Origin of the sequence: Streptomyces sp. CA2R106, assembly GCF_037034245.1 — a bacterium.
Taxonomy (GTDB): Bacteria; Actinomycetota; Actinomycetes; order Streptomycetales; family Streptomycetaceae; genus Actinacidiphila.
Window position 1 is genome coordinate 362584 of record NZ_JBAGKC010000002.1, and the last position, 25126, is coordinate 387709.

At 72.1% G+C, this 25126-nt stretch carries 25 protein-coding genes; 15 read left to right on the forward strand and 10 right to left on the reverse strand.

From position 1 onward, the window contains the following. The first annotated feature begins 6 nt into the window (after positions 1 to 6). The 8 genes from WA788_RS04750 to WA788_RS04785 all read left to right on the forward strand — a co-directional run bounded on the left by WA788_RS04750 (position 7) and on the right by WA788_RS04785 (position 7462). Entirely contained in the window at positions 7 to 1476 is a 1470-nt protein-coding gene (locus tag WA788_RS04750) for a dihydrolipoamide acetyltransferase family protein (protein WP_335972230.1), read from the forward strand. 129 nt (positions 1477 to 1605) lie between these two features. Beyond that, positions 1606 to 1800 carry a hypothetical protein gene (locus tag WA788_RS04755; protein ID WP_335971925.1) on the forward strand — a complete coding sequence of 65 codons (195 nt, stop codon included), beginning with the start codon at positions 1606 to 1608 and terminating at the stop codon, positions 1798 to 1800. Between the two features lie 247 nt (positions 1801 to 2047). Then, positions 2048 to 2785, forward strand: a complete 738-nt coding sequence (locus WA788_RS04760; protein ID WP_335971928.1) for an MHYT domain-containing protein — start codon at positions 2048 to 2050, stop codon at positions 2783 to 2785. Positions 2786 to 2832: 47 nt separating this feature from the next. After that, positions 2833 to 3495, forward strand: coding sequence for a hypothetical protein (locus WA788_RS04765; RefSeq protein WP_335971930.1), 663 nt, complete (start codon positions 2833 to 2835; stop codon positions 3493 to 3495). 213 nt (positions 3496 to 3708) lie between these two features. After that, complete coding sequence (locus WA788_RS04770) at positions 3709 to 4368, forward strand: hypothetical protein (protein WP_335971932.1); 660 nt, start codon at positions 3709 to 3711, stop codon at positions 4366 to 4368. 161 nt (positions 4369 to 4529) lie between these two features. Continuing rightward, complete coding sequence (locus WA788_RS04775) at positions 4530 to 5375, forward strand: hypothetical protein (protein ID WP_335971935.1); 846 nt, start codon at positions 4530 to 4532, stop codon at positions 5373 to 5375. 111 nt (positions 5376 to 5486) lie between these two features. After that, positions 5487 to 6131 carry a GntR family transcriptional regulator gene (locus WA788_RS04780; protein ID WP_335971937.1) on the forward strand — a complete coding sequence of 215 codons (645 nt, stop codon included), beginning with the start codon at positions 5487 to 5489 and terminating at the stop codon, positions 6129 to 6131. Next, entirely contained in the window at positions 6128 to 7462 is a 1335-nt protein-coding gene (locus WA788_RS04785) for an MFS transporter (RefSeq protein WP_335971939.1), read from the forward strand. Before WA788_RS04780 ends, WA788_RS04785 begins: the two co-directional genes overlap by 4 nt. A gap of 99 nt (positions 7463 to 7561) precedes the next feature. Here WA788_RS04785 and WA788_RS04790 read toward each other — a convergent pair whose 3' ends face one another. The 5 genes from WA788_RS04790 to WA788_RS04810 form a co-directional block, all read right to left on the reverse strand. After that, the gene (locus tag WA788_RS04790) at positions 7562 to 9133 is read right to left on the reverse strand and encodes a cytochrome P450 (protein WP_335971940.1); all 1572 of its coding nucleotides are present in this window, start codon (positions 9131 to 9133) and stop codon (positions 7562 to 7564) included. A gap of 21 nt (positions 9134 to 9154) precedes the next feature. Continuing rightward, positions 9155 to 9520: a DUF742 domain-containing protein gene (locus tag WA788_RS04795; RefSeq protein WP_335971942.1), complete on the reverse strand. Its 366-nt coding sequence runs from the start codon at positions 9518 to 9520 to the stop codon at positions 9155 to 9157. Further along, a complete protein-coding gene (locus WA788_RS04800; protein ID WP_335971944.1) occupies positions 9517 to 9951 on the reverse strand; it encodes a roadblock/LC7 domain-containing protein in 435 nt (144 codons plus the stop codon). Before WA788_RS04800 ends, WA788_RS04795 begins: the two co-directional genes overlap by 4 nt. Continuing rightward, positions 9948 to 11666 (reverse strand): sensor histidine kinase, encoded by a 1719-nt coding sequence (locus WA788_RS04805; protein WP_335971946.1) that lies wholly within the window; start codon positions 11664 to 11666, stop codon positions 9948 to 9950. The genes WA788_RS04800 and WA788_RS04805 overlap by 4 nt, the downstream gene beginning before the upstream one ends. 329 nt (positions 11667 to 11995) lie before the next feature. Then, entirely contained in the window at positions 11996 to 12823 is an 828-nt protein-coding gene (locus WA788_RS04810; protein WP_335971948.1) for a maleylpyruvate isomerase family mycothiol-dependent enzyme, read from the reverse strand. Positions 12824 to 12958: 135 nt separating this feature from the next. Here WA788_RS04810 and WA788_RS04815 point away from each other — a divergent pair, with 135 nt between their 5' ends. Continuing rightward, complete coding sequence (locus tag WA788_RS04815) at positions 12959 to 13735, forward strand: carbon-nitrogen family hydrolase (RefSeq protein WP_335971950.1); 777 nt, start codon at positions 12959 to 12961, stop codon at positions 13733 to 13735. A gap of 24 nt (positions 13736 to 13759) precedes the next feature. On the opposite strand, the gene WA788_RS04820 is transcribed toward WA788_RS04815, so the two are convergent. After that, complete coding sequence (locus WA788_RS04820; RefSeq protein ID WP_335971952.1) at positions 13760 to 14278, reverse strand: LURP-one-related/scramblase family protein; 519 nt, start codon at positions 14276 to 14278, stop codon at positions 13760 to 13762. A gap of 64 nt (positions 14279 to 14342) precedes the next feature. Between WA788_RS04820 and WA788_RS04825 the strand changes: the two genes are divergently transcribed. Continuing rightward, on the forward strand, positions 14343 to 16205 hold the full coding sequence (locus WA788_RS04825; RefSeq protein WP_335971954.1) for an NHL domain-containing thioredoxin family protein: 1863 nt from the start codon (positions 14343 to 14345) through the stop codon (positions 16203 to 16205). On the opposite strand, the gene WA788_RS04830 is transcribed toward WA788_RS04825, so the two are convergent. Then, positions 16199 to 16438 carry a hypothetical protein gene (locus WA788_RS04830; protein WP_335971956.1) on the reverse strand — a complete coding sequence of 80 codons (240 nt, stop codon included), beginning with the start codon at positions 16436 to 16438 and terminating at the stop codon, positions 16199 to 16201. The genes WA788_RS04825 and WA788_RS04830 overlap by 7 nt on opposite strands. A 113-nt stretch (positions 16439 to 16551) precedes the next feature. On the opposite strand from WA788_RS04830, the gene WA788_RS04835 reads away from it, so the two are divergent. Next, a complete protein-coding gene (locus tag WA788_RS04835; protein WP_335971959.1) occupies positions 16552 to 17592 on the forward strand; it encodes a S66 family peptidase in 1041 nt (346 codons plus the stop codon). A 188-nt stretch (positions 17593 to 17780) separates the two neighbouring features. Next, positions 17781 to 18143, forward strand: coding sequence for a beta/gamma crystallin domain-containing protein (locus WA788_RS04840; protein WP_335971961.1), 363 nt, complete (start codon positions 17781 to 17783; stop codon positions 18141 to 18143). A gap of 37 nt (positions 18144 to 18180) precedes the next feature. Here the strand turns inward: WA788_RS04840 and WA788_RS04845 are convergent, their stop codons facing one another. Beyond that, positions 18181 to 18837, reverse strand: a complete 657-nt coding sequence (locus tag WA788_RS04845) for a TetR/AcrR family transcriptional regulator (RefSeq protein ID WP_335971962.1) — start codon at positions 18835 to 18837, stop codon at positions 18181 to 18183. Positions 18838 to 18947: 110 nt separating this feature from the next. Between WA788_RS04845 and WA788_RS04850 the strand changes: the two genes are divergently transcribed. Continuing rightward, positions 18948 to 19985 (forward strand): medium chain dehydrogenase/reductase family protein, encoded by a 1038-nt coding sequence (locus tag WA788_RS04850; RefSeq protein ID WP_335971964.1) that lies wholly within the window; start codon positions 18948 to 18950, stop codon positions 19983 to 19985. Between the two features lie 38 nt (positions 19986 to 20023). Here WA788_RS04850 and WA788_RS04855 read toward each other — a convergent pair whose 3' ends face one another. Beyond that, complete coding sequence (locus WA788_RS04855) at positions 20024 to 21328, reverse strand: M18 family aminopeptidase (protein WP_335971965.1); 1305 nt, start codon at positions 21326 to 21328, stop codon at positions 20024 to 20026. Positions 21329 to 21476: 148 nt separating this feature from the next. Next, complete coding sequence (locus WA788_RS04860; protein WP_335971967.1) at positions 21477 to 23303, reverse strand: acyl-CoA dehydrogenase; 1827 nt, start codon at positions 23301 to 23303, stop codon at positions 21477 to 21479. 139 nt (positions 23304 to 23442) lie between these two features. On the opposite strand from WA788_RS04860, the gene WA788_RS04865 reads away from it, so the two are divergent. Both WA788_RS04865 and WA788_RS04870 read left to right on the forward strand, forming a co-directional pair. Continuing rightward, positions 23443 to 23964: an SseB family protein gene (locus tag WA788_RS04865; RefSeq protein ID WP_435133702.1), complete on the forward strand. Its 522-nt coding sequence runs from the start codon at positions 23443 to 23445 to the stop codon at positions 23962 to 23964. Positions 23965 to 24146: 182 nt separating this feature from the next. Further along, complete coding sequence (locus WA788_RS04870; RefSeq protein ID WP_335971969.1) at positions 24147 to 25109, forward strand: pirin family protein; 963 nt, start codon at positions 24147 to 24149, stop codon at positions 25107 to 25109. Positions 25110 to 25126 lie beyond the last annotated feature (17 nt).

Genomic DNA, 25126 nt, shown 5'->3' on the forward strand with positions numbered 1-25126 from the left:
ACGATCATGGCCGTACAGGCGCAGCGCTTTCGCGAGTTCAGGATGCCGGACGTCGGCGAGGGCCTGACCGAGGCGGAGATCCTCAAGTGGTACGTGGGCGTCGGGGACGCGGTCACCGACGGGCAGGTGATCTGCGAGGTCGAGACGGCGAAGGCGGCGGTGGAGCTGCCGATCCCGTTCGACGGGGTGGTCAGCGAGATCCGCTTCGACGAGGGCACCACGGTGGACGTGGGCACGCCGATCATCGTGGTGGACGCGGGCGGTGCCGACGGCGCCGACGGCGCGGATGGTGCTGACGGCGCGGGGGATGCCGGGGGCGCCGTGACGGACGGGGGCGAGGCGGCACCGGCCGCCGCCGAGGCCCCGGGCGAGGCCGCGCCGGAGCCGGCGGTGGAACGCAAGGCGGTGCTGGTCGGCTACGGGGTCGCGCCGTCGTCGACGACCCGGCGGCCGCGCAAGCAGCAGGCGGGCGCGCAGCAGCTCAACGGGCAGGCGGCGCCCGCGCCCGCATCCGCCCCTGCCCCCTCTCCAGCCGCCGCGCCCTCCGCGGCGGGGCCGGTGCCCGGCGCGCAGCGGCCGCTCGCCAAGCCGCCGGTGCGCAAGCTCGCCAAGGAACTGGGCGTCGACCTGGCCATGGTGGAGCCCACCGGGGCGCACGGCGAGGTGACCCGCGAGGACATCCGGGCCGCCGCCGCGCCGCCGGCCCGGCTGCCGCTGCCGGAGACCGCCGACACCGGAGAGGCCGCTGCGGCCTTCGGCATCGCCTCCTCCGGCGCCCGCGAGACCCGGGTGCCGATCAAGGGCGTCCGCAAGGCCACCGCCCAGGCGATGGTCGCCAGCGCCTTCACCGCGCCCCACGTCACCGAGTTCGTGACCTTCGACATCACGAAGACGATGAAGCTGGTGCAGGAGTTGAAGGCCGATCCGGCGTTCGCGGGCCTCAAGGTCAGCCCGCTGCTGCTGGTCGCCAAGGCGCTGCTGGTGGCGATCCGCCGCAACCCGGAGATCAACTCCGCCTGGGACGAGGCGAACCAGGAGATCGTCCGGAAGTCCTATGTGAACCTGGGCATCGCCGCGGCCACCCCGCGCGGTCTGGTGGTGCCGAACATCAAGGACGCCCACGACAAGACGCTGCCGGAACTGGCTTCCGCGCTGGGCGAGTTGGTCAGCACGGCGCGCGAGGGGAAGACCTCGCCCGCCGCGATGCAGGGCGGCACCGTCACCATCACCAACGTCGGTGTCTTCGGCGTCGACACCGGCACCCCGATCCTCAACCCGGGGGAGTCCGCGATCCTCGCGTTCGGGGCGGTCAAGCTCCAACCCTGGGTGCACAAGGGCAAGGTGAAGGCGCGGCACGTCACCACCCTGGCGCTCTCCTTCGACCACCGGCTGGTCGACGGCGAGCTGGGGTCGAAGGTGCTCGGGGACATCGCGGCGGTCCTCGAACAGCCCAAGCGGCTGATCACCTGGTCGTAGCGGTCGCCCGGCCGGTGGGCGCCGGCTGAACACCCTTTCGTGCGGCGGGCCCGGGCGTGTGGACGCCCCGGCCCGCCGCACGTGCGTGTCGCCCCCACTTTCCGCACCTTTTGTGCTGCCATCGACCGTATGGTCGTCTCTGTCTCCGTCGTCCTGCTGCTCCTGCTTCTGGCCGGAATGCAGATGCACAACCGCTCGCTCAAGCCGAGCCATGCCATCACCTGCACCCTCCTCGGCTTCTGCCTCGCCTCCTCCAGCCTCGCCCCCACGATCCAGTCCACCCTCGTGTCCACCGCCTCCCTCGTCGGCACCATCCACCCGTAAAGAAACGCCGCCGCGAAAACGCCTCGCAATTCCCACGCGTCTCCGTGTTTCCCGCGCAACCCGCCCTTCAAGATCACCGGTTCGAGTTCGCCCGCGGACAGGATCGACGTCACGTCCTCTTTTCCTTTCCGGGGGCTTTTTTCGGCCATCGCGGTGATAGAAATCTCCCATTGAACGCCCGTGGTGAGCCGGCCGGGACGGTGCCGGAGCCATGTGCGGCGGGGAATTCCTTGGGAGGGCGTGCGCCATGACGCACCACGCGCAACTCTGGTCCAGTTCGTGGTATCCGGCCACCGCGTATCTGATCGCTTTCATCGGCTCGGTGCTGGGGCTTTCGTGTGCCGGCCGGCTCCGGGTGGTCGGACCGGGCCGTGGGAAAGGCTGGTTGGCGGCCGGCGCGGTTTCACTGGGCAGCGGGATATGGGGCATGCACTTCGTGGCGATGCTCGGGTACGAGGTGGACGGCGCCGACCTGCGCTACGAGGTCGCCCTCACCGCGCTGAGCTGGCTGCTGGCGGTGGTCGTCGTCGGCGTCGGCATGCACGTCGCCGGCCGCCGCGACGCCTGGCACCACCTGCTCGGCGGCGGCGTCCTGGCCGGGCTCGGCGTCGCCGGTATGCACTACCTGGGCATGCGCGCGATCCGGCTGCCCGGTTCGCTCTCCTACGACCCCGCCGTGGTGGCCCTCTCGGTCGTCATCGCCGTCGTGGCGGCGACCGCCGCGCTGTGGGCGACCCTGCGGGTGCGCGGCCGCGTGGCCATCACCGGTGCGGCGCTGGTCATGGCGTTCGCGATCAGCGCGATGCACTACACCGGTATGGAGGCCGTCACGGCCACCACCGACGGCACCACCTCCACCGCCGGCGTCTCCTCCTCCGCCTTCGTCCTCCCCCTCATCGTCGGCCTCACCCTGATCATCCTGCTCGTCTCCTTCGCCGTCCTGATGAACACCCTGGACGACGTATCCACCCCCGACCGCTGGTAGCGTGCCAACTCTCTTGACATAGAGACGTCTCACGGGGGGATGTCATCGTGACCCGCTCTTCGCTGCCCGTCGCCGCGGTCACCGCGGCCGCGGCCGCGCTCCTGCTGGCCGCCTGCGGCGGCGGCTCCACCAGCTCGACCAAGGCCAGCTCGTCGGACAGCCCGACGGGCAGTGCCTCGGCGACGGTCACCGCCGCGTCCCCGACCCAGGCGGCGGGCCCGACAGCGCCGAAGTTCGACCTTCCGTCGGACATCAAGGTGAACTTCGACGGGTTCGACAGCAGCGACCCGACGAAGAAGGCCGCACTCAAGGACGCCACCTACGCGGCGACGGCCGTGGTCGAGTTCACGGCGAGGGTCTACACCAAGGAACCGGCGTTCTTCAAACGGTTCTGGACCGGCGAGCACGGTGCGGAGTTCGCCGATTCGCTGATCGCGCAAGGCAAGGACGGCAGTGTCGTCACCGGGACCTTCAACTACTACAAGCCGGTGGTGAAGACCCTCTCGACCGGGAACCTGGCGGTCCAGTACTGCGAGGACCAGCGGAAGGCGTACAGCAAGGACGCCAAGACGGGCAAGGTCGACGTGACCACGCCGTCCTTGGAGGACTTCAACCTGTGGACGCTGACCATGACCAAGAGTTCCACAGGAGAATGGCAGGCATACGACCATACGTGGCAGAACGGAGCGAAGCAGTGCCAGATCGCCTGACGGTACGTCGGTAGATCCGTGGCGCTGCCGTCACCCTCGTCTGCGTCTCCGCGCTGAGCCGGCACCGCCGAGGGAGGGATCGCCAAGACGGGCAAGGGGTTGTGCCGGGCGGGTCACAGTTGTGGGAGGGGCGCTTCCGGTCGCTGGGGTGGCGCCGGTAGCGTCGAGGTGCCAACTCTGTTTACGTACAGGTATCTCACGGGGGATGTCATCGTGACCCGCTCTTCCCTGCCCGTCGCCGCGGTCACTGCGGCTGCGGCCGCGCTCCTGCTGGCTGCTTGTGGCGGTGGCTCCAACAGCTCGGACAAGATCAGTTCGTCGGACAGCCCGACGGGCAGCGCCTCGGCGACGGCGACCACCGCGTCCCCGACCCAGGCGGCAGGCCCGGACGCGCCGAAGTTCGCCATCCCGTCGGACATCAAGGTGAACTTCGACGGCTTCGACAGCAGCGACCCGACTAAGAAGGCCGCACTTAAGGACGCCACGTACGCGGCCCTCGCGGTCATCGAGTTCGAGGCGAAGGACTACACGAAGGAACCGGCGAACTTCAAGCGGTTCTGGACGGACGAACACGGCGCGGAGTTCGCTGACTCGATCATCGCGCAGAACAAGGACGGCAGCGTCATCACGGGGACCTACAACTACTACAAGCCGGTGGTGAAGACCCTCTCGACCGGGAACCTGGCGGTCCAGTACTGCGAGGACCAGCGGAAGGGGTACAGCAAGGACGCCAAGACGGGCAAGGTCAACGTGACAACCCCGTCGCTGAACGACTTCAACCTGTGGACGCTGAGCATGACCAAGACCAACGGTGAATGGGTGGCTTACGACCACACCTGGCAGCACGGGGCGAAGCAGTGCCAGATCTCATGACGGCCCGGACGGGGCGCGCTGTCGTGGTCGCGCTGGTGTGTGCCCTTGCTCTGGGGGCAGGGAACGTCGAATCCTTCGCCGACAACACCAGGGGCAACGGAGATTCGACCGGTACGGGTCAAAGCACTGCCTCCGGTGGCGGCACCTCGTACCAGGTGCACGTGAGTTATACGCACCGCGGGAACGGGGAGGGGGACGGCTCGACGCCGGTGACCTCGTCGGACGCGAACTTCTCGCCGCCGGTGTGCTGGTACACGAGTTTCACGCCGGACGAGTTCAAGGACGAGATCGACCGTCGGTACATCGCGGCCGGCCAGGAGGGCGCGGGTACCGTCTACACGTACTACAACGAAGTCCAGTCGGACATGAACGACATCAAGTACCACAAGGGCGACGACGGTAGTTGGTGGGTGCTGACCTGGGACGACAACGCGCTCAACGAGCCGGGCGCGACCTGCCCGTACAGCACTGGGTGGATGTGGGAGCCGCCGGCGGACCCGCCCCAGGGCGCGATATCCCCGGAGGTGCTGGCCAAGGCGGCGTACGGCCAGTTGAAGCTGCCCACCAAGGGCGTCAAGCTGAGCCCGCAGCCGGGCAACCAGAAGGTGAACCTGCCGACGTACGTGGACTTCAAGGAGACCGACGCCCAGGTGTCGGTGACCGCGCAGCTGACCGAGCCGAACGGCGACGCGGTCGCGGCCACGGTGGTGGCGCAGCCGTACAGCCTGCACGTGGAGGCGGGCACGCAGTACGCGAGCCCGCAGAGCTGCGACTACCGGTTCAGCCAGTCGGGTACGGGCGCGTCGCTGGACACCTCCGGCGCGTCCTGCAACGTCACGTACACCAAGGCCAGTTCGGGGAACTACACGTTCACCGCGGCCATGACGTGGAAGGTGTGGTGGACGCCGACCGCCGACGTGCAGCCCGCGGGGACCGCGCTGCCCGACGGGATGTCGCAGTCTGAGCAGCCGGTGACGGTGGAGGAGATCCAGACCGTCAACCGCTGAGCGCACGGCAATGAGCCGGGGTCGGGGGACATCCCCGGCCCCGGCGCGACGTATGCCTGCCGCCTAAAGGGCTATCGTCTGCTTGTGTGTTGTATCTATGATGTGCGCATTATGGATACGAAGTCGCCGCCCGCCGCCGAGCGGGTCTACCTCCATGTGAAGAGCGGGGTGCTGGACCGCTCTTACGAGGGCGGGACGCTGCTGACCGAGGGCGACCTCGCCGAGGCGGTCGGGGTCTCGCGCACCCCGGTGCGGGAGGCCCTGCTGCGGCTGGAGGCCGAGGGCCTGCTCAAGCTGTATCCGAAGAAGGGCGCGCTGGTCCTGCCGGTCTCCGCGCAGGAGATCGCCGACGTGGTCGAGACCCGGCTGCTGGTCGAGCAGCACGCGGTCGCCAAGGTGGTGCCGGCCGTACCCGCCGGGCTGATCGGCCAGTTGGAGGACTCGCTCGCCGAGCAGCGCGCGCACGCCGCCGCCGGCGACCTGGCCGCCTTCGCCGTCGCGGACCGCACCTTCCACGCGGAGATCGTCCGCGCGGCGGGCAACCGCATCCTCGCGCACCTCTACGACCAGCTGCGGGACCGCCAGTTGCGGATGGGGGTCGCCACGATGCACGCCGAGCCGAGCCGGGTGGCGAAGAACATCGTCGAGCACACCGAGATCCTCCAGGCGCTGCGGGACGGCGACGAGCGGACCGCGGCGATAGTCGTCGACAGGCACGTGTCCTGGGTCAACACGCTGGCCCGGGGCGAGTCGTGACCGCGAAGCCGCTGCCGGGGGACCCACCGGGCGGCCGCCGGGCCGCCCTCGTGTGGGGAGTGGGCACCCTCGTCTACCTCGTCGCCGTCGTCCACCGCACCAGCCTCGGCGTCGCCGGGATCGACGCCGCCGCCCGCTTCCACATCGGCGCCTCCGAACTGTCGTCGTTCTCCATCCTCCAGGTGCTCGTCTACGCGGGCATGCAGATACCCGTCGGCCTGATGGTGGACTCGCTCGGCACGAAGAAGGTGCTGATGCTCGGCGCGGTCCTCTTCACCGCCGGGCAGGGCGCGTTCGCGCTCTCCCACTCCTACGGCACCGCGCTCGCCGCCCGCGCGGTGCTCGGCTGCGGCGACGCGATGACGTTCGTGAGCGTGCTGCGGCTGGGCTCGCGCTGGTTCCCCGCCCGGCGCGGGCCGATGGTGGCGCAGGGCGCCGCGCTCTTCGGCGTCGCGGGCAACCTGGTCTCCACGGTGGCGCTCTCGCGGCTGCTGCACTCCGCCGGCTGGACCCCGACCTTCCTCGGCACCGCGATCGGCGGCGCGTTCGTCCTGGTCCTGGTCGCGCTGCTGCTCCAGGACCACCCCGACGGCCACGCCCCCGCGCCCGTCGAGCACGTCGGGACCGCGTACGTGCGGCGGCAGATCGCCGACGCCTGGCGGGAGCCCGGCACCCGGCTGGGGATGTGGACGCACTTCACCACGCAGTTCTCCGGGATGGTGTTCCTGCTGCTGTGGGGGATGCCGTTCCTCGTCGAGGACCAGGGGCTGTCGCGGGGCAGCGCGGGCACGCTGCTGACGCTGGTGGTCGTCGCGAACATGGTGTTCGGCATGCTCTTCGGGCAGCTCATCGCCCGGCACCACGGTGTCCGGATGCCGCTGACGCTCGGGGTGATCGGCGCGACCGCCCTCGCCTGGGCGGCGGTGCTGGCGTGGCCCGGCGGGCACGACCCGCTGTGGCTGCTCGTCGTGCTGTGCGTGGTGCTCGGCGCGTGCGGGCCCGGCTCGATGATCGGCTTCGACTTCGCCCGCCCGGCCAACCCGCCCGAGCGGTTCGGCACCGCCTCCGGGATCGTCAACATCGGCGGGTTCACCGCGTCGATGGTGACCCTCCTGGCGATCGGGCTCCTCCTGGACGCCACCCACGACGACTACCGCGTGGCCTGGAGCAGCGTCTTCGTGCTCCAACTCCTCGGCACCACCCAGATCCTGCGGCTGCGGCGCCGCACCGCCCGGCTCGAACGCGAACGGGTCGCGGCCAGCCGCGTGGAGAGCGTCCACCGCAGTCATGCGCCGACGGGACCCCCCGGGTTGCCCGGTTCCGTCGGCTGAGGGACCACCTGCCGGTGGGCGTTCCCTCCGAGATGCCCCGTCCTGCGGGTGCCGGACCTTGCGGTGCACGGTGGCTTGTCGCGCCGTTCCCCGCGCCCCCTACAGCGGGGTGAAGGTGACCGGGAGCGCGGCGGGGCCGCGCTGCCAGAGGGAAGGGCGCCAGGGGAGTTCCGCCGAGGCCAGCGCCGGCGCCAGATCCGGGATGCGGTCGAGCAGGATCTCCAGGGCCGTGGTCGCGACGATCTCCGCCAGTTGGGGCGCGGGCGCCGGACAGCGGTGGGCGCCGTGGCTGAAGGACAGGTGCGCGTGGTTGCCGACGGCACCGCCGGGCAGCGCCGGGTGCACCCGGGGATCGGCGTTGGCGGCGGCGAGCCCGAGCACGAGGCAGTCGCCGCGCCGTATGGCGCGCCCGCCCAGCTGGGTGTCGCGGGTGGCCCAGCGCCCGATCACGTTCTGCACGGGCGGATCGCTCCACAGCACCTCCGCCAGCGCCTGCGCGATGCTCCGCCGCCCGCCGGACAGGGTGAGCGCGAACCGCTCGTCGGTCAGCAGCAGTCGCAGCGTGTTGCCGATCCAGTCGGCGGTGGGCCGCCGCCCGGCCGCCATGATCGTGAGCAGATCCTGCACGACCTCCTCGTCGGTGAGCCGGGCCGGGTGCGCCAGCAGCCGGGACGGCAGGTCGGCGCCGGGCGCGGGAGCGCGCCGCACCCGGGCGAGCACCGCCTCCAGCATGGTCCGCAACCGCGCGGCGGACGCGGCGGGCCCGGACGCGGACGGAGCACCGCCCGGGTGCGCCGGGCACTGCGCGGGCGGCGCGGCGGTGCCGTAGCCGTACTGGCCGGCCAGGTCCCGTTCCAGTGCCGCCGTCTCGTCCGGGCGCAGCCCGAACAGCCCGGCCATGACGTGCAGCGGCACCTGCTCGGCGTACTGCGCCACCAACTCCGCCCGCCCGGCGCCCGCGAAGGCGTCCACCGCGGCGTCCGCGGCCCGTTCGGCGCGCTGCCGCAGCTCGTACGGGTCCACCTCGCCGAGCACGTCCGCGACCGCGCCTGCGCGCCGCTGGTGCTCGGCGCCCTCGGTGAAGCGGACCGACGGGGTGTGCGCCACGTGCGGCAGCAGCGGCCACCCGGCGGGCACCCGGTCCCAGGCGTGCCAGCGGCGCGGGTCGCGTCCGAACAACTCCGGGTTTCCCGCGACGAGTTGGACTTCGTGGTAGCCGAGCACCAGCCACGCGGGCACCCCGCCGTCCAGCAGCACCGGCGCGACCGGCCCGTACGCCTCGCGCAGCGCCCGGTAGTACGCGCCCGGGTCGGCGTGGTCGAACGCGGGCGCCGCCGGGTGCGGCACGTGGGCGACCGGCCGGTGGTCCGGCGCGGAACCGGGACCGGGCGGGGACCCGGACACGGAGGTGGGCGCGGATACGGAGCTGGGCCCGGGAACAGGGCCGCTCGCGGGTACGGGGCCGGGCGGCCGTTCGCTCGTCGCGGCCGGCCCCCACGGCGGCACCGGCTGCGGCCCGGGTATCTCCGCGAGCCGCTGCCGCGCGGCCGCGCCCACCTGCGGCATCCGCCCCCGAGGCGCGAGCCCGCGCGGCGGCACCACCTCGTCCGCCCGGCCGCGCCGCTCCCGGGGCTCCTGCTGCTGCGGCTCCCACTCCTGAGGCGGCGTCATGGCGCGGGTGTCTTCCGTGGATCAGAGGTTGTGCAGCGCACGGAGGACCTTCCTCAGCATGTCGGACGGGGGCAGCAACTCCGCCGCGGTGGTGGGCGCGTGCGCGGTGATGTGCTGCCCGGTGAGGAGGTCGGCGAGCAGCACGCGCACCACGCCGACCGGCAGGGCCAGCCGGGAGGAGAGTTCGAGCACGGCGATGGGGCGGCGGCACAGCCGCAGGATGCGGACGTGCTCCGAGGGCATCCCGGGGAGCGGTTCGCCGCGGGCGGCGATGACGGTGGCGAGGTCGAAGCCCTTGGTGCCGGTGCCGCTCCGCCCGCCGGTGAGGGTGTAGAGCCGGTCCGGGGCGCCGCTGTCGACCGGCCCGCGTATCGGCCCGCTTCTCATGCCGGGAGCTTCCCGCGTACGCCCGCCGCCGGCAGGGTGCCCTGCGGGCCGCGGGCCGCCTCGACGATGTCGTTCATGCCGCGGCCGATCGCCCGGGCGTCCGCCGACTCCTCGCCGACGACGGCCAGATGGGCGCCCGCGCCGGCCTCGACGATGAACAGCGCGCCGCCGTGGAAGTCGGTCATGGACTGCCGTACGCCGCCGGTGCCGTCGCCGAACTCGACGGACGCGCCGTGCACCAGGCTCTGGATGCCCGAGGCGATCGCGGCGAGCTGGTCGGCGCGGTCCACGGACAGCTCGGGCGACCAGTGCAGCTTCAGGCCGTCGGCGGACAGCAGCAGCGCGTGGCGGGCGCCGGGCGTCAGGGCCACGAACCGTTCGAGCAGTAAGGAGACGTCTCCTCCGGCGCCTCCGGTGCCGTTCGTCGTCACTGGTCACCCTCCCCTTCGCTGTCGGCGCTGCCCCGGTCCCGCCCGGTCGCCGCGTCCCGGAAGGCGCCGAACCGGGCGCCCGCGTCGGCACCCGTGGCGGGTGCCGGGCCCGCCGTAGGCCACGGGGAGGAGTCGTACCCGGGCGCGGGCTCGGGCATGCCCCGGCCCCGGGTGCGCCGCGGCAGCGGCACGTGGACGGGGTCGGCCGGGCCGCCCGTGGCGCCGCCTTCCGGACCGGCGGCGGTACGGGGCCGTACGGGCCGTACGCCGCCGTCAGGGCCCGCGGGAGCGCCTCGCCCGTCCGGTGCGGTGTGCGGTCCGGTGTGCCCGATCTCCTCGGGCCGTGCGGGCTCGGGGAAGCCGTCGTGGCCGGCGCCGACGTCGGTGCCGGTCCGGTCGCCGTACCGCCCGCCGGCCACCGCGGTGCCGTAGGAGGTCCCGGGCGCGGGCTCGTACCCGCGGCCCGGTCCGGGCCCGGCGGCCGGCTCGAGGCCCGGCCCGTACGCCTCGGTGGCCCGGGTGACGATCCGCGACGGGATCAGCACGACCACGCCGGTGCCGCCGCGCGAGGACGGCCGGAAGGAGATCCGCAGGCCGTGCTTGCGGGCGAGCCGCCCCACCACGGTCAGCCCGATCCGGGTGCCGGACAGGCCGGGCAGCAGGTCGCCCGCGGCCTCCGCCGGGTCGCCCGAGACCAGGCCCTCGATCCGGGCGAGGTCGCCCGCGGGCATCGCGAGCCCGGCGTCCTCGACGGTGACCACGACACCCGAGTGCGACTCCTGGACGTAGACGTGGACCTCCTCCGACGGCGGCGAGAAGTTGCAGGCGTTGTCCATGAGTTCGGCCAGGACGTGCATGACGCCCTCGGCGGCGTGCCCGGCGACGGCCGCGCCGGTCGTGGTGTGCAGCCGCACCCGGCGGTAGGCGTGGATACGGCCCATCGCGCCGCGCAGCACGCTCTCCATCGCGATCGGCCGGGTCCAGCGGCGCCCGGAGCGCGAGCCGGAGAGCACCGCGACGCTGTCCGCGAGCCGGCCGGTCTGGGCGGCGTAGTGGTCCAGCCGCAGCAGGTCGTCCAGCACGCTCTCGTCGTGCCGCTGCTCCATCTCGCGCAGGTCGGCCAGCATGGTGGTGGTCAGCGCCTGCACCCGGGCGGCGGCACTGGCGCACGCGGCCATCCCCGCGGCCCGGGCGCGCTCCCCGGCGCCCAGTTCGCGCACCGCCACCTCCAGCAGCCGCTGGTGGGTGCGCCCTTCGGGGCGCGGCAGCGCGGCCAGGACGGTGCCGGTGGAGCCGCCCTCGCGCAACTGCTCGACGGCGAGCGGGATCGTCACCTCCGCCAGCCGTACGGCCTCCTCCTCCAGCGCGGCGGCCCGTGCCGTCTGGGTGCGCAGTGCGCCGCGCAGCGACGCCTCGGTCTCGGCCCACGCCCGCCGCCGCGCCTCCGCGTCGCGCAACGACCGCCGGGACGACTCCAGTTCGGCGGCCGCCTGCCGGGTGGCCTCGGCGTGCAGGGCCACGGAGCGGGCGGTGTCCTCCCGTAACTCGGCCGCTTCGGCGCGCAGTCGGCGTACCGTGCGGCGGCGGGAGGCGGCCAGCGCGACCGCGGTGCCGAGCAGCAGCGCGGCCAGCGCGGCGGTCGCGGCCACCAGCGGGCGGTCCTGGGCGTCGGCGCGGCGCACCGCCCACGCGCCGGCCGCCCCGGCGGCGACCACCGCGGCGAGCGGGAGTGGTGCGGCACGTCCGGCTGCGCGGAATCCGCCGCCGGAGCGCCGCGGCGGCTGAGACGGTAACGGTGAGCCTTGAGCTGACATCAGGCGATACCCCATGGCCGGACCGGAAGCCGACCGCCGTGCCGGGTCACGCTGACGTACGGGCGGCAACAGGATGAGTTCGCCTCACCCTACTCGCCGAACTCGTGTCCTATGCCCGAAACTTGAGGTATTGGTCGCCGGACTGTTACTGGATCATCACCGCGCGTGCAAGAATTCACTTTCGGCCACCGATTCGCCCTGGTTCAGGGGGAGTTCGCCGTCCCGTCCGGTTATTCGGTGACCGCGAGCCTGGCCAGGATCGCCTGCGCCAGCTCCTCGTCGCCCTCGATCTTCAGCCGGTCCTCGGGCACCGCCGCCGCCTTCACCCGGCCGGTCAGCAGCCGCAGGAACGCCTCCCACTCGACCACGAAGGTGACCGCCGGGCCGAGCGAGACCGCGGAGTCGATGGTGCCGCGCCCCTCGGCGTTGACCCGGACGGTGCGCATGAACTCCAGCGGGCCGTGCACGTCGAAGACCACCGCGGAGCCGGGCTTGGCGCCCGCGTCGTGCGCGACCACCTTCGGCAGCGCGCGCAGCACGAACTCGCGGGAGAGCACCGCCGCCGCCGAGGCGAGGTTGCCGGGCTTGTCCAGGGCCCGGCGCAGGTCCTGTTCGTGCACCCACACGTCGAACACCCGTGACCACAGCAGCTCTTCGAGGGTGGTCTCGCCGCCGCCGATCGCGCGCACGTCGGCGTCGGGCTCGCGCGACTCGTTCCGCAGCTGCCGGGAGCGGCGGATGATGGTGTACTCCAGTTCGGAGGTCATCTCCGGCGCGGTGTGGTGGCGGCGGATGTCGACCGGGACCTCGGTGTAGCGGGCGCGGTCGCTGGTGATGTGCCGCAGGTCGCTCGGCAGGCTGTGGATCGGCCGCGGGTCGCCGAGGATCTCGCACTCGAAGCCGATGACGTGGGAGACCACGTCGCGCACGGACCAGTACGGGCAGTCGGTGGGCCGGTTCCACTCGGCTTCCGGCAGCGGCGAGACCAGTTCGTTGATGGACTCTATGGAGTGGGTCCAGGCGTCGATGTACGGCTGGATCTTGCGGTGGACGGTCACGGGACCCCTCGACGGTCGGTGCGCGGTCGTGGCGGTTTGGCGCCTAAGTTAGTCTTCGCGCGGGCGCCCACGCAGTGCTTTCGAGTGACGATGGTAGGCCCGACTTCGACGACCCAACGTAGGGGCGGTGTACGGATGCGCGCAACGCTTCTCCAGATCGACGTGGACCCCGCCGAGTTGCCGGCCGTCCGCCGGGCCCGGGTGGCGGCGCTGGTACGGGCGCAGGCCGGGGCGGATCTCGTGGTGCTGCCGGAACTGTGGACCGTGGGCGCCTTCGCCGCGGACCTGTTCGCGGCCGAGGCCGAGCAGGTGCCGGACGGGCCGACCGTCGAGGCGATGGGCGCGGCCGCGCGCGACGCCGGGGTGTGGCTGCACGCCGGCTCGGTCGTCGAGCGCGACCCGGACGGGCCGCTCTACAACACCTCGCTCGTCTTCGGGCCCGACGGCGAGCTCCGCGGCGCCTACCGCAAGATCCACCGGTTCGGCTTCGACCGCGGCGAGGCCGCGCTGATGGCGCCGGGCGCGGAAGTCGTCACCGTGCGCCACCCCGATGCCGTACTCGGCCTCGCGACCTGTTACGACCTGCGCTTCCCGGAGCTGTTCCGGCTGCTGGTCGACGCCGGGACGGAGATCGTCGTGCTGCCCGCCGGCTGGCCCGCCCGCCGGCTCGCCCACTGGCGGGTCCTGGCCCAGGCGCGGGCGGTGGAGTGCCAGGCGTACGTCCTCGCCTGCGGCACCGCCGGCACGCACGCGGGGGTGCCGCAGGCCGGCCACAGCATGATCGTCGACCCCTGGGGCGAGATCCTGTGCGAGGCCGGCCCGGACGCGCAGACCCTCACCGCGGACCTGGACCCCTCCTCGGTGGCCGCCACCCGGGCGGACTTCCCGGTCCTGCGCGACCGCCGGCTGTGACCAGCCGGAAACCGCCGCCCGCGATCAGTCGGAGTCGTGCTCCTTGGCGACGATGTGGTCCACGCACACCGCGATCGCCAGCAGCATGCCCGCGTCGGCGTCCTCCCGCTCCACATCGATGGCGTAGGAGTCCCGCAGGCTGAACCAGCGGCGGGAGATCCGGGCGAGCCTCCCCCTGCCTTCGGCGGGGGCGCCCCCACCCTCGTACTCGATGTCGTACTCCTTGTCGATGAGGTCGCCGCGGATCTCCAACTCCTCACCGGAGGCCAGCTCCGCGCGGAAGACCTCGCGCAGGAAGGCGAGCCGCTTCTTCTTGACGGTCACCAGGGTCTGCCCGCCGCGCTCGATCGTCATCGCGTCGCGCAGGCTCAGCAGCTTCTGGTGGATGACCGCCACCTCGTTGCCCTCGGCGTCCTGGATCTCCAGGGTGTCCCTGATCCGCAGCACCTTCCCGTCCACGTAGAACGCGCGCCGCCCGTGCTCGTCCTCCACCCAGTAGTCGTCGCCGACCGCGAACATCTTCTCCCGCACCACGTATTTCATGGGGGGACATGTACCCGCTCCGGCCGGGAATGTGTTCACCGCCGCGATGCGGTTTGATGGGGATATGACTGCACGTGCACGTGTCCGGGCGCCCGAGCTGGTTGGCAAGGGCGGCTGGCTGAACACCGGAGACCGCCAACCCGCCCTCGCCGATCTGCGCGGATCGATCGTGATCCTCGACTTCTGGACGTTCTGCTGCGTGAACTGCCTGCACGTGCTGGACGAGCTGCGCGAGCTGGAGGAACGGCACCGCGACACCGTGGTGATCGTGGGCGTGCACTCGCCGAAGTTCGTGCACGAGGCGGAGCACCAGGCGGTGGTCGACGCCGTGGAGCGCTACGGCGTGCACCACCCGGTCCTCGACGACCCGGAGCTGGCCACCTGGCGGCAGTACGCGGTACGGGCCTGGCCGACACTCGTCGTGATCGACCCGGAGGGCTACGTGGTCGCCCAGCACGCCGGGGAGGGACACGCGCACGCGCTGGAGAAGCTGGTCAACCGGCTGGAGCAGGAGCACGCCGCCAAGGGCACCCTGCGCCGCGGCGACGGACTGTACGTGCCGCCGGAGCCGGTCTCGACGGACCTGCGCTTCCCCGGCAAGATGCTGGCGCTGCCCGGCAGCGGCCACTACCTGGTGTCGGACTCCACCCGGCACGCGCTGGTCGAGCTGGCGGCCGACGGCGAGACCGTGGTGCGCCGGATCGGCACCGGCGAGCGGGGCCTGGCCGACGGCGACGAGCGGACCGCGCGGTTCAGCGAGCCGCAGGGCCTGGCGCTGCTGCCCGGGGGCGCGATCATCGTCGCCGACACCGTCAACCACGCGCTGCGCCGCCTCGACCTCGAGACCGGGCAGGTCACCACGGTCGCGGGCACCGGCCGCCAGTGGTGGCAGGGCTCGCGCAGCTCCGGGCCCGCCCTGGAGGTGGACCTGTCCTCGCCGTGGGACGTGGCCTGGTACGACGACCGGGTGTGGATCGCGATGGCCGGCGTCCACCAGCTGTGGACGTACGACCCCGCCACTGAGCGGGTCGAGGTCGCGGCGGGCACCACCAACGAGGGCCTGGTCGACGGGCACGCCGGCGACGCCTGGTTCGCCCAGCCGTCGGGCCTGTCCGCGGCCGACGGCAAGCTGTGGATCGCCGACTCCGAGACGTCCGCGCTGCGCTGGGCCGAACGGGCCGCCGACGGCGACGGGTACGTGATCCGCACGGCGGTCGGCACCGGGCTCTTCGACTTCGGGCACCGCGACGGGCCGGCCGGGCAGGCGCTGCTCCAGCACCCGCTGGGCGTCACCGCGCTGCCGGACGGCTCGGTCGCGATCAGCGACACCTACAACAACGCGCTGCGCCGGTACGACCCGGCGACCGGCGAGGTGACCACCCTCGCGGGTGACCTGCGCGAACCCTCGGACGCGGCGGTGGTCGACGGCGACGTGGTGGTCGTGGAGTCCGCGGCGCACCGGCTGACCCGGATCAGGCTGCCCGAGGAGGCGGCCCGCGTGCAGGGCGAGGCGCACCGTACGCAGCGCGCCGCCACCGATGTGGCGGCGGGCCCGTTCCGGCTCGACGTGGTCTTCAGCGCGCCGCCCGGCCAGAAGCTCGACGACCGCTACGGCCCGGCCACCCGCCTGCTGGTCGAGTCGACCCCGCCCGGCCTGCTCAGGGCGGGCACCGGCAAGGGGACCGATCTCTTCCGTGACCTCGAACTGGACCCCGCGGTTCCCGAGGGCGTCCTGCACATCTCGGCGATGGCCGCGTCCTGCGACGACGACCCCGCCAACCCCTACCCCGCCTGCCACGTCCACCAGCAGGACTGGGGTGTCCCCGTCCGTCTCACCCCCGCCGGCGCGCCCCGCCTGGCCCTGGTGCTGGCCGGTATGGACGGCGAGGACGACGGGGACGACGGTCCGGCGGAAGCGGCTCAGTAGCGCCGCTCGGACGGGTAGTAGCGCTCCTCCACGACGGGCGGCACGTCGCCGTCCGCCGTGGGCGGGATGCGCCGGCGCTTGAAGATGCTCACGTACGCGGCGAGTCCGACGATGCCCACGGCCATCATGATCAGGCCGACCAGGTCGACGTTGACGCCTTTCATGTGCCAGTCGGTCGCGAACGTGATGATCCCGCCGATGGCGATGAGGACTATGCAGCCTCCGATTCCCACAGTGTCCGCCTCCCAGTCGAGTTGACGACATTGCGGTAACGGCTGTCGCCTACCCCGCCCCCTGCCGCACAATCAGCTCGCGGTACCGCCCGCTCGTCGAGGACCATGGCGGCATGGAATTCCGCCACCCCGCCAAACCGCGCCCGGGCGACCGCGTCGCGGTGCTCTCCCCGTCCTCCGGCCTGCCGGCGGTACTGCCGCTGCCGTACGAACTCGGCCTCACCCGGCTGCGCGAGCAGTTCGGGCTGGAGGTGGTGGAGTACCCCGCCACCCGGCGGATCGGCTCGACCCCCGCCGAGCGGGCCGCGGACCTGCACGCGGCGTTCGCCGACCCCGGCATCAAGGCGGTGATCAGCACCATCGGCGGGGACGACCAGATCACTGTCCTTCCGCTGCTGGACACGGAGTTGCTGCGGGCGAACCCGAAGCCGTTCTTCGGCTACAGCGACTGCACCAACCTGCTGGTCCACCTGTGGAACCTGGGGATCGTCGGCTACCACGGCGGCAGCGTGATGGTGGAGTTCGGCCGGCCCGGCGCCCTGAACCCGCTCACCGAACGGTCGTTGCGCGCCGCGCTGCTCGGGTCGGGCCCGTACGAGCTGGTGCCCGCCGCCGAGTTCACCGACGTGGGACGGCGGTGGGAGGACCCGGCGACCTTCACGGCGGAGCCCGCGATGGAGCCGGCCGGCGGCTGGACCTGGCACCGGCCCGACCGGGTGGTGCAGGGCCCGAGTTGGGGCGGCAACCTGGAGATCCTGTCCTGGCTGCTGATGGCCGACCGCGGTATCAGAGCGCCCGAGGAGTACGAAGGGTGCGTGCTGTTCCTGGAGACGTCGGAGGAACTGCCCTCCGGCGAGGAGGTCTTCCGCATCCTGCGCAACATGGGCGAACGCGGTCTGCTCCAGCGGTTCCCCGCGCTGCTGATGGGCCGCGCCAAGAGCTGGTCCTTCGACCGGCCGCTGCCGCCGGAGGAGCGCGTCGCCCACCGCGCGCGGCAACAGGAGGCCGTGCTGCGGGCGTTCGGGCAGTACGCGCCCGACACGATGATCGTCTTCGACGTCGACCTCGGGCACACCGACCCGCAGCAGGTCATCCCGTACGGCGGCCAGGTCCGGGTGGACGGGCCCGCGCGGCGGATCACCGTGGAGTATTAGGTGGCGCGTCGGGTGGCGCAATTGCGGGAATTGTTTGTTTGATTTTCCCACTTTCGACGGGGGTGGGTGACGGGGGTCGGAAAAACATTGCGTCCCTTATTTTCCTCGCTAAAATGACCATGCGCACGGGCTTTTCACGGCCTGGGCGCACGCATTCCTTTCGCAGGCACGAGACCCGAGGGAACGGCATGAAATTCCAGCCCGACAAGACGCTCAAGGCGGCGCTCGCCGTCACGTTCGCCGCGACGATGGTCGCCGGATCTGCGGCGGCCGCCGTGGCGGCGCCGACCAGCGCGGCCGTCAACCGCACGGACTGCGACAACCGGTCGGACTTCCTGCAGTTGTGGAAGCAGCCCTCCGGTGAGGAACTCTGCTTCGCCAACGCCGGGGACCTGCCCGTCGCCGTCTACGACGTCTCGTACCTCAACTCCGGCAACAACGCGGGCTATGTCCGGGTGGACCGGGGCAGCAGCGCCGTGCAGGTCAACTTCCTCAAGGACCAGCGGAACATCGCGGTCAACGGCACCGTGACCTTCATCCACATCAACTGACCGGTGGGCCGGGGCGCGGCGGGGCCCCGCCCCGGCCTCAGGTGGCGGTCAGGTGGGCGAGTGAGGCGATGATGCGGTCGCCGGTGTCCGGCGGCCAGAAATGGACGCGGGTGACGGCGCGCTGGTGGGCCAGGCCGTGCAGGCCCAGCCAGAGCGCGATCGCGTCCCCGCCCGGATCGGCGCTGGTGGACTGCCCGGTGGCGACGCACTCGCTGAGCGCGCCGATGAGCAGTTCCATGGTGTCCAGGCCGAGGTCGGCGAGGTCCGCCTCGGTCACGGAGCTGTCGCCGAGGCTCGGCATCCACAGGCCGCCGAACATCGTGCGGTAGCGCTCGGGGTGCTCGCGGGCGTAGCGCAGGTATCCCTCGCAGATCGCGAAGAGCCGGTCGCGGGGGTCGTCGCCGGCCTGCTCCGCGCAGATGCGCAGTTCGCGTCCCAGTTCGGCGAACTCGCCCTGGACGACGGCCAGCATGATCGCCGGCTGGTCCGGGAAGTGCGGGTAGATCGAGGGTGCGGCGATGCCGACCCGGCGGGCGACGGACCGCAGGGTGATGGCGCGCTCGTCGCCGGTCTCGTCCAGCAGCTCGGTCGCGGCGCTGACGATGTCGTCGCGCAGCCGGTTTCCCTCGCCGCGGCGGTTGCGGGCGCGGGTGGGCTTCGGTGCGGCCGTCTCGGCCGGGGTGGTCTCTTTCACGGCCGTGACCTTACACCTGAAAACTTACTGCCGCAGTGCCTTGCAGCCGTCTGCTTACGTGTGTAGCTTTACAACCGTAAGAAAACGGGTCGAGCCTGAGGGAGCACGCCATGACCAGCACCGTTACCGTCCGCGCCACGGAGGTCGTCCTGCCCGCCGCGGTCGAGCCGAGCGGCCTGGAGGTCAGGACCCGGGACCTGCCGCAGCCGGCCGCCGGCCAGGTCGTCCTGCGGATGGACGCGACCGGCGTCTCCTTCGCCGAGCAGCAGATGCGCCGCGGCAAGTACTACGACCAGCCGGCGTTCCCCTTCGTCCCCGGCTACGACGTGGTCGGCACTGTCACCGCGGCAGGGCCCGGGGTGGACGCCGGGATGGTCGGTCGGCGCTTCGCCGCGGTCACCAAGGTCGGCAGCTGGGCCAGCCACCAGCTCATCGAGGCGGCCGACCTCGTACCCGTCCCCGACGGCATGGACGCCGCCGCGGCCGAGACGGTCGTCGTCAACGGCATCACCGCCTGGCAGATGCTGCACCGCATCGCCAAGGTCCGCGCCGGCGGCACCATAGTGGTCCTCGGCGCCAACGGCGGTGTCGGCTCCACCCTGGTGCAACTCGCCCGGCACGCCGGGATCTCCGTGATCGGCACCGCCTCCCCGCGCCACCACGACGCCGTCCGCGCCCTGGGCGCGACCCCGGTCGACTACCGCGACCCGGACCTGTACGCGCGCCTGCGCGCACTCGCCCCCGGCGGGGTGGACGCGGTCTTCGACCACGTCGGCGGCGCGGGCCTGACCCGCTCCTGGTCGCTGCTGCGCAAGGGCGGCACCCTGGTCTCCTACGGCACGGCCGCCACCAAGGACGACGAGGGCAACTCCCAGCTGCCGGTGCTCCTGCTCCTCGCCCGCATCCTGGCCTGGAACGCCCTGCCCAACGGCAAGGGCGCGCACTTCTACAACTTCTGGGCCGGCCGCCGCCGCAAGGCCGCCTTCCGGCAGCGGCTGGCCGAGGACCTCACGCAGGTGCTGCGCCTGGTGGACGAGGGCGTCCTGACCCCGCAGATCGCCGCGCGCATCCCGCTGGCCGAGGCGTCCGCGGCGCTGGAGCTGGCCGAGTCCCGGACGGTCGCGGGCAAGGTCATCCTCGTCCCGTGAGGGCGCGGCCGGCGGCCCTCACGGCCCCGCCCCTGCCCTCACCCCGCCAGGAACTCCGCCAGCGCACTGGCCAGCAGGTGCGGGTCGTCCGCCCCGGCGAGCTCCCGCGCCGAGTGCATCGACAGCAGCGGCACCCCGACGTCCACCGTGGTGATCCCGTACCGGGCCGCGGTGATCGGCCCGATCGTCGTCCCGCAGGGGATCGTGTTGTTGGAGACGAAGTGCTGCAGCGGCACCCCGGCCCGCTCGCACGCGGCGGCGAACGCCGCCCGGCCGACCCCGTCGGTGGCGTAGCGCTGGTTGACGTTGGTCTTGAGGATCGGCCCCCCGTTGGCCCGCGGGTGGTGGCTCGGGTCGTGCCGCTCGGCGTAGTTGGGGTGCACCGCGTGCCCGACGTCGGAGGACGCGCAGACCGTCGCGGCCAGCGCGCGCAGCACGTCCTCCTGGTCGCCGCCCCGCGCCAGCACGGACCGTTCGAAGATCCGGCCGAGCAGCGGGCCGCCGGCGCCGGTGTCGGACTGGCTGCCGGTCTCCTCGTGGTCGAAGGCGGCCAGCACCGGCACATGGGCCAGGTCGGGCCGGGCCGCGGCGGCGATCAGCGCGGCCGCCCCGGCGTGCGTGGACAGCAGGTTGTCCAGCCGCGGGCCGGCGAACAGCTCGCGGTCCCGCCCCAGGTACGACGGGGCCTGCACGTCGTGCGTCATGAGGTCGAAGCCGGCCACGTCGGCCTCGGCGACCCCCGCCTCCCCGGCGAGGAAGCCGATCAGGTCGCCCTCGGTCACCTCGCCCAGGCCCCACACGGGCTGGAGGTGCCGCTGCCGGTCCAGGCTGAGCGAGTCGTTCGCGGACCGGTCGAGGTGGATGGCGAGCTGCGGCACCCGCAGCAGCGGCCGGTCCACGTTCACCAGGCGGGTGGAGCCGTCGCGCAGCGACAGCCGCCCGGCGATGCCCAGGTCGCGGTCGAGCCAGCTGTTGAGCAGCGGGCCGCCGTAGATCTCCACGGCGATCTGCCGCCAGCCCTGCGCGCCGAGGTCGGGCTGCGGCTTGACCCGCAGGTTCGGCGAGTCAGTGTGCGCGCCGACCACGCGGAACGGGGTGTGCGGCGCGGCGCCCTCCGGCACGTACCAGGCGACGACGGCGCCGCCGCGTACGACGTACCGCCCGCCGGGACCGCTCGCGGCGTCCGCCCACCGCTCGTTCTCGTCGACCCGGGTGAAGCCCGCCGCGTCCAGCCGCTCGGCCACGGAGGCGGCCGCGTGGTAGGGGGTGGGCGCGGATCGTACGAACGCGGCCAGGTCGTCGGTGTGCCCGCGGTCGAACGCGGGACGCTGCTGAGTGGTCATGGCGGCCAGCTTAGTTACGGACGCTGTAGGAGGCCGGTCCGCGGTGGGGGTGTGGCCTGCGGCAACGGCGGCGTGCCGCCACCCCGGGGGGTGACGGCACGCGGCGTTGACGAGGGGCCGACCGGACCGGTCAGAGGGCCTCTTCGGGTCAGAAGGCCTCTTCGGGCAGGTCCATGACGTCCAGCGTGACCGCCTCGGCCAGGGTGCGCGCGGCGGCGACCTCCGGCAGGACGGTGGCCGCGAAGAACTTCGCCGCCGCGACCTTGCCGGTGTAGAAGGGCTTGTCCTTGCCGCTCGCCGCGGGCAGCTTCTCGGCGGCGACGGCCGCGCCGCGCAGCAGCAGGTAGCCGATGACGACATCGCCGGAGGCGAGCAGCAGCCGGGTGGAGTTGAGCCCGACCTTGTAGATGGAGCGGACGTCCTGCTCGGTCGCCGCGAGGTCGGTGAGCATGGTGCCGACGATCGCCTCCAGGTCGGCCGCGGACTTCGCGAGCTGGTCGCGGGCCGCGGCCAGCTCCTCGCCGCCCGGCGCCTCGGCGAGGAACTTCTTGATCTCCTCGCTGAGCGCGGTGAGCGACTGCCCCTGGTCGCGGACGATCTTCCGGAAGAAGAAGTCCTGGCCCTGGATCGCGGTGGTGCCCTCGTAGAGGGTGTCGATCTTGGCGTCCCGGATGTACTGCTCGACCGGGTACTCCTGGAGGTAGCCGGAGCCGCCGAAGGTCTGGAGGGACTGGGCGAGCTGCTCGTAGGACCGCTCGGAGCCGTAGCCCTTGACGATCGGCAGCAGCAGGTCGTTGAGCCCGTGCAGCTGCTTGGCGTCCTCGCCGCGGGACTCGGCGGCCTGGATCGCGTCCTGGACGGTCGCGGTGTAGAGCACCAGGGCGCGCATGCCCTCCGCGTACGCCTTCTGCGTCATCAGCGAGCGGCGCACGTCGGGGTGGTGGGTGATGGTGACCTTGGGCGCGGCCTTGTCGGTGAACTTGGCCAGGTCCGGGCCCTGGACGCGCTCCTTGGCGTACTCCAGCGCGTTGAGGTAGCCGGTGGACAGGGTGGCGATCGCCTTGGTGCCGACCATCATGCGGGCGAACTCGATGATCCGGAACATCTGGCGGATGCCGTCGTGCCGGTCGCCGATCAGCCAGCCCTTGGCGGGGTGCTTGTCGCCGAAGGTGAGCTCGCAGGTGTTGGACGCCTTCAGGCCCATCTTGTGCTCGACGTTGGTGGCGTACACGCCGTTGCGCTCGCCCAGCTCGCCGGTGGTGAAGTCGAACTCGTACTTCGGCACCATGAACAGCGACAGGCCCTTGGTGCCGGGGCCGGCGCCTTCGGGGCGGGCCAGGACGTAGTGCAGGATGTTCTCGCTCAGGTCGTGCTCACCGGAGGTGATGAAGCGCTTGACGCCCTCGATGTGCCAGCTGCCGTCCTCCTGCTTGACGGCCTTGGTGCGGCCGGCACCCACGTCGGAGCCCGCGTCGGGCTCGGTGAGCACCATCGTGGAGCCCCAGCGCTTCTCGCTCGCGAAGGTGGCGATCGCCTTCTGCTCCTCGGTGCCCTCCTCGAAGAGGATGCGGGCGAAGGCGGGGCCGCTGGCGTACATCCACACGGCGGGGTTGGAGCCGAGCACCAGCTCGCCGAAGGCCCAGATCAGGGAGCGGGGGGCGGCCGTGCCGCCGATCTCCTCGGGCAGGCCGAGCCGCCAGTACTCCGCGTCCATGTAGGCCGCGTAGCTCTTCTTGAACGACTCGGGGACCGGCGCGGTGCTGGTCTCGGGGTCGAAGACGGGCGGGTTGCGGTCGGCGTCGGTGAACGAGTCCGCGAGGTCGTGCTCGGCGAGGCGGGCGACCTCGCCCAGGATGTCCTTCGCGGTGTCGACGTCCACCTCCGCGAACGGACCGGTGCCGTAGACCTGGTCGCGGCCCAGGACCTCGAAGAGGTTGAACTCGATGTCGCGGAGGTTCGGCTTGTAGTGGCCCATGACCAAGGCTCCGTATCGCAGTCAAGAAGAAGGCTTCACCGAAATGATGCTACCCGTCGGTAATAAGACGCAACCCCTACCGGGCCCGATGTGACGGCTTCCTCGTTGCCGGCCCGCGCGGGTCGATACCCTTGCACGTGTGTACGGCTACGAGCAGAGCGTGAATGGCGGGCCGGGCGGTCAGATGGGCGCCGGCCCGATGGGTCCGCCGATGGGTCCCCCCATGGGCGGCGCGCCGATGGGCGGCGGGCAGATGGGCGGTCCGGGGTACTCGGAGCCGTCCGCCGCCTACCCCGAGCCCTCGCCGCCGTCGCTCGCCGACGCGGTGCGCGCGTTCACCACCGGCGCGATGATGGCCGAGGACTTCCAGGCGATCTTCGCCACGTCCAAGGTGTACTGCCCGCGCGGCGAGAACCCCGGGTTCCTGGCGCTGCACGACACCCAGCAGCCGGTCATCCCGATGTTCACCTCGCTCAAGGAGCTGCGGCGGTACGCGGGCAAGGAGTCCAAGTACTTCGTCATCACCGGCGCCGAGGTGCTCGACCTGCTCCCCACCGGCTACGGCTTCGTCCTGGACATCGACGGCCAGCACCGGATGGTGTTCGACGCGAAGGCGGTCGAGCAGATGGTCGACTTCACGATGCGCCGGATGTACGGCTGATGCGCGGCTAGGGCGTACCGCACCACCGCTGTACGGGGCAGGTGTGCGCCGCGCGTGCGCCCCTGCGCACCCCCCTGTCACTACCCTGTCGCTCCCCTGTGCACCCGCGAGGGAACAGGTGCGCCTTGCGAGATGTTCAGAGTTCAACTACTTTGAACTTCAGCATCCGCTAGGAGGACGTCATGCCCGCAGTGACCGTTGAGAACCCGTTGAGCCTGCCCCGGGTCAGCCCGGCACAGGGGAGCACGTCGAGGCCCGCGCTGACGGTGACCACCGCGCCGAGCGGGCTGGAGGGCGAGGGCTTCCCGGTCCGCCGCGCCTTCGCCGGCATCGACTACCGGCACCTGGACCCGTTCATCCTCATGGACCAGATGGGCGAGGTGGACTACGCGGCGGGGGAGCCCAAGGGCACCCCCTGGCACCCGCACCGCGGCTTCGAGACGGTGACGTACATCATGGACGGCACCTTCATCCACCGGGACAGCCACGGCGGGGGCGGCACCATCACCAACGGCGACACCCAGTGGATGACCGCCGGGTCCGGACTGCTGCACATCGAGACCCCGCCGGAGTCCCTGGTGCTCAGCGGCGGCCTCTTCCACGGCCTCCAGCTCTGGGTGAACCTCCCGAAGGCGGACAAGATGATGCCGCCGAAGTACCAGGACATCCGCGCCGGCGGCCTGAAGCTGCTCACCTCCGAGGACGGCGGCGCCCTGATCCGCCTAATCGCCGGCGACCTCGACGGTCACCGCGGCCCGGGCGCGACCCACACCCCGATCACGATGATCCACGTCTCCGTCAACCCCGGCGCCACCGTCACCCTGCCCTGGCGCGCGGACTTCAACGCCCTCGCCTACGGCCTGGCCGGCAACGGCTTCGCCGGCCCCGAGGCGCGCCCCTTCCACCTCGGCCAGGCGGTCCTCTTCGGCAAGGGCGACGCGCTGACCCTGCGCGCCCACGAGAAGCAGGACTCGCGCAGCGAGAACCTCGAGGTGGTGCTGCTCGGCGGCCTCCCCATCCGCGAGCCGATGATGCAGTACGGGCCCTTCGTCATGAACACCCACGCCGAACTCGCCCAGGCCTTCGACGACTTCCAGGCCGGCCGCCTCGGCTCCATCCCCACCGACTCCCCCCTGGGCACCTGACCCCGGCCCCACCGTGG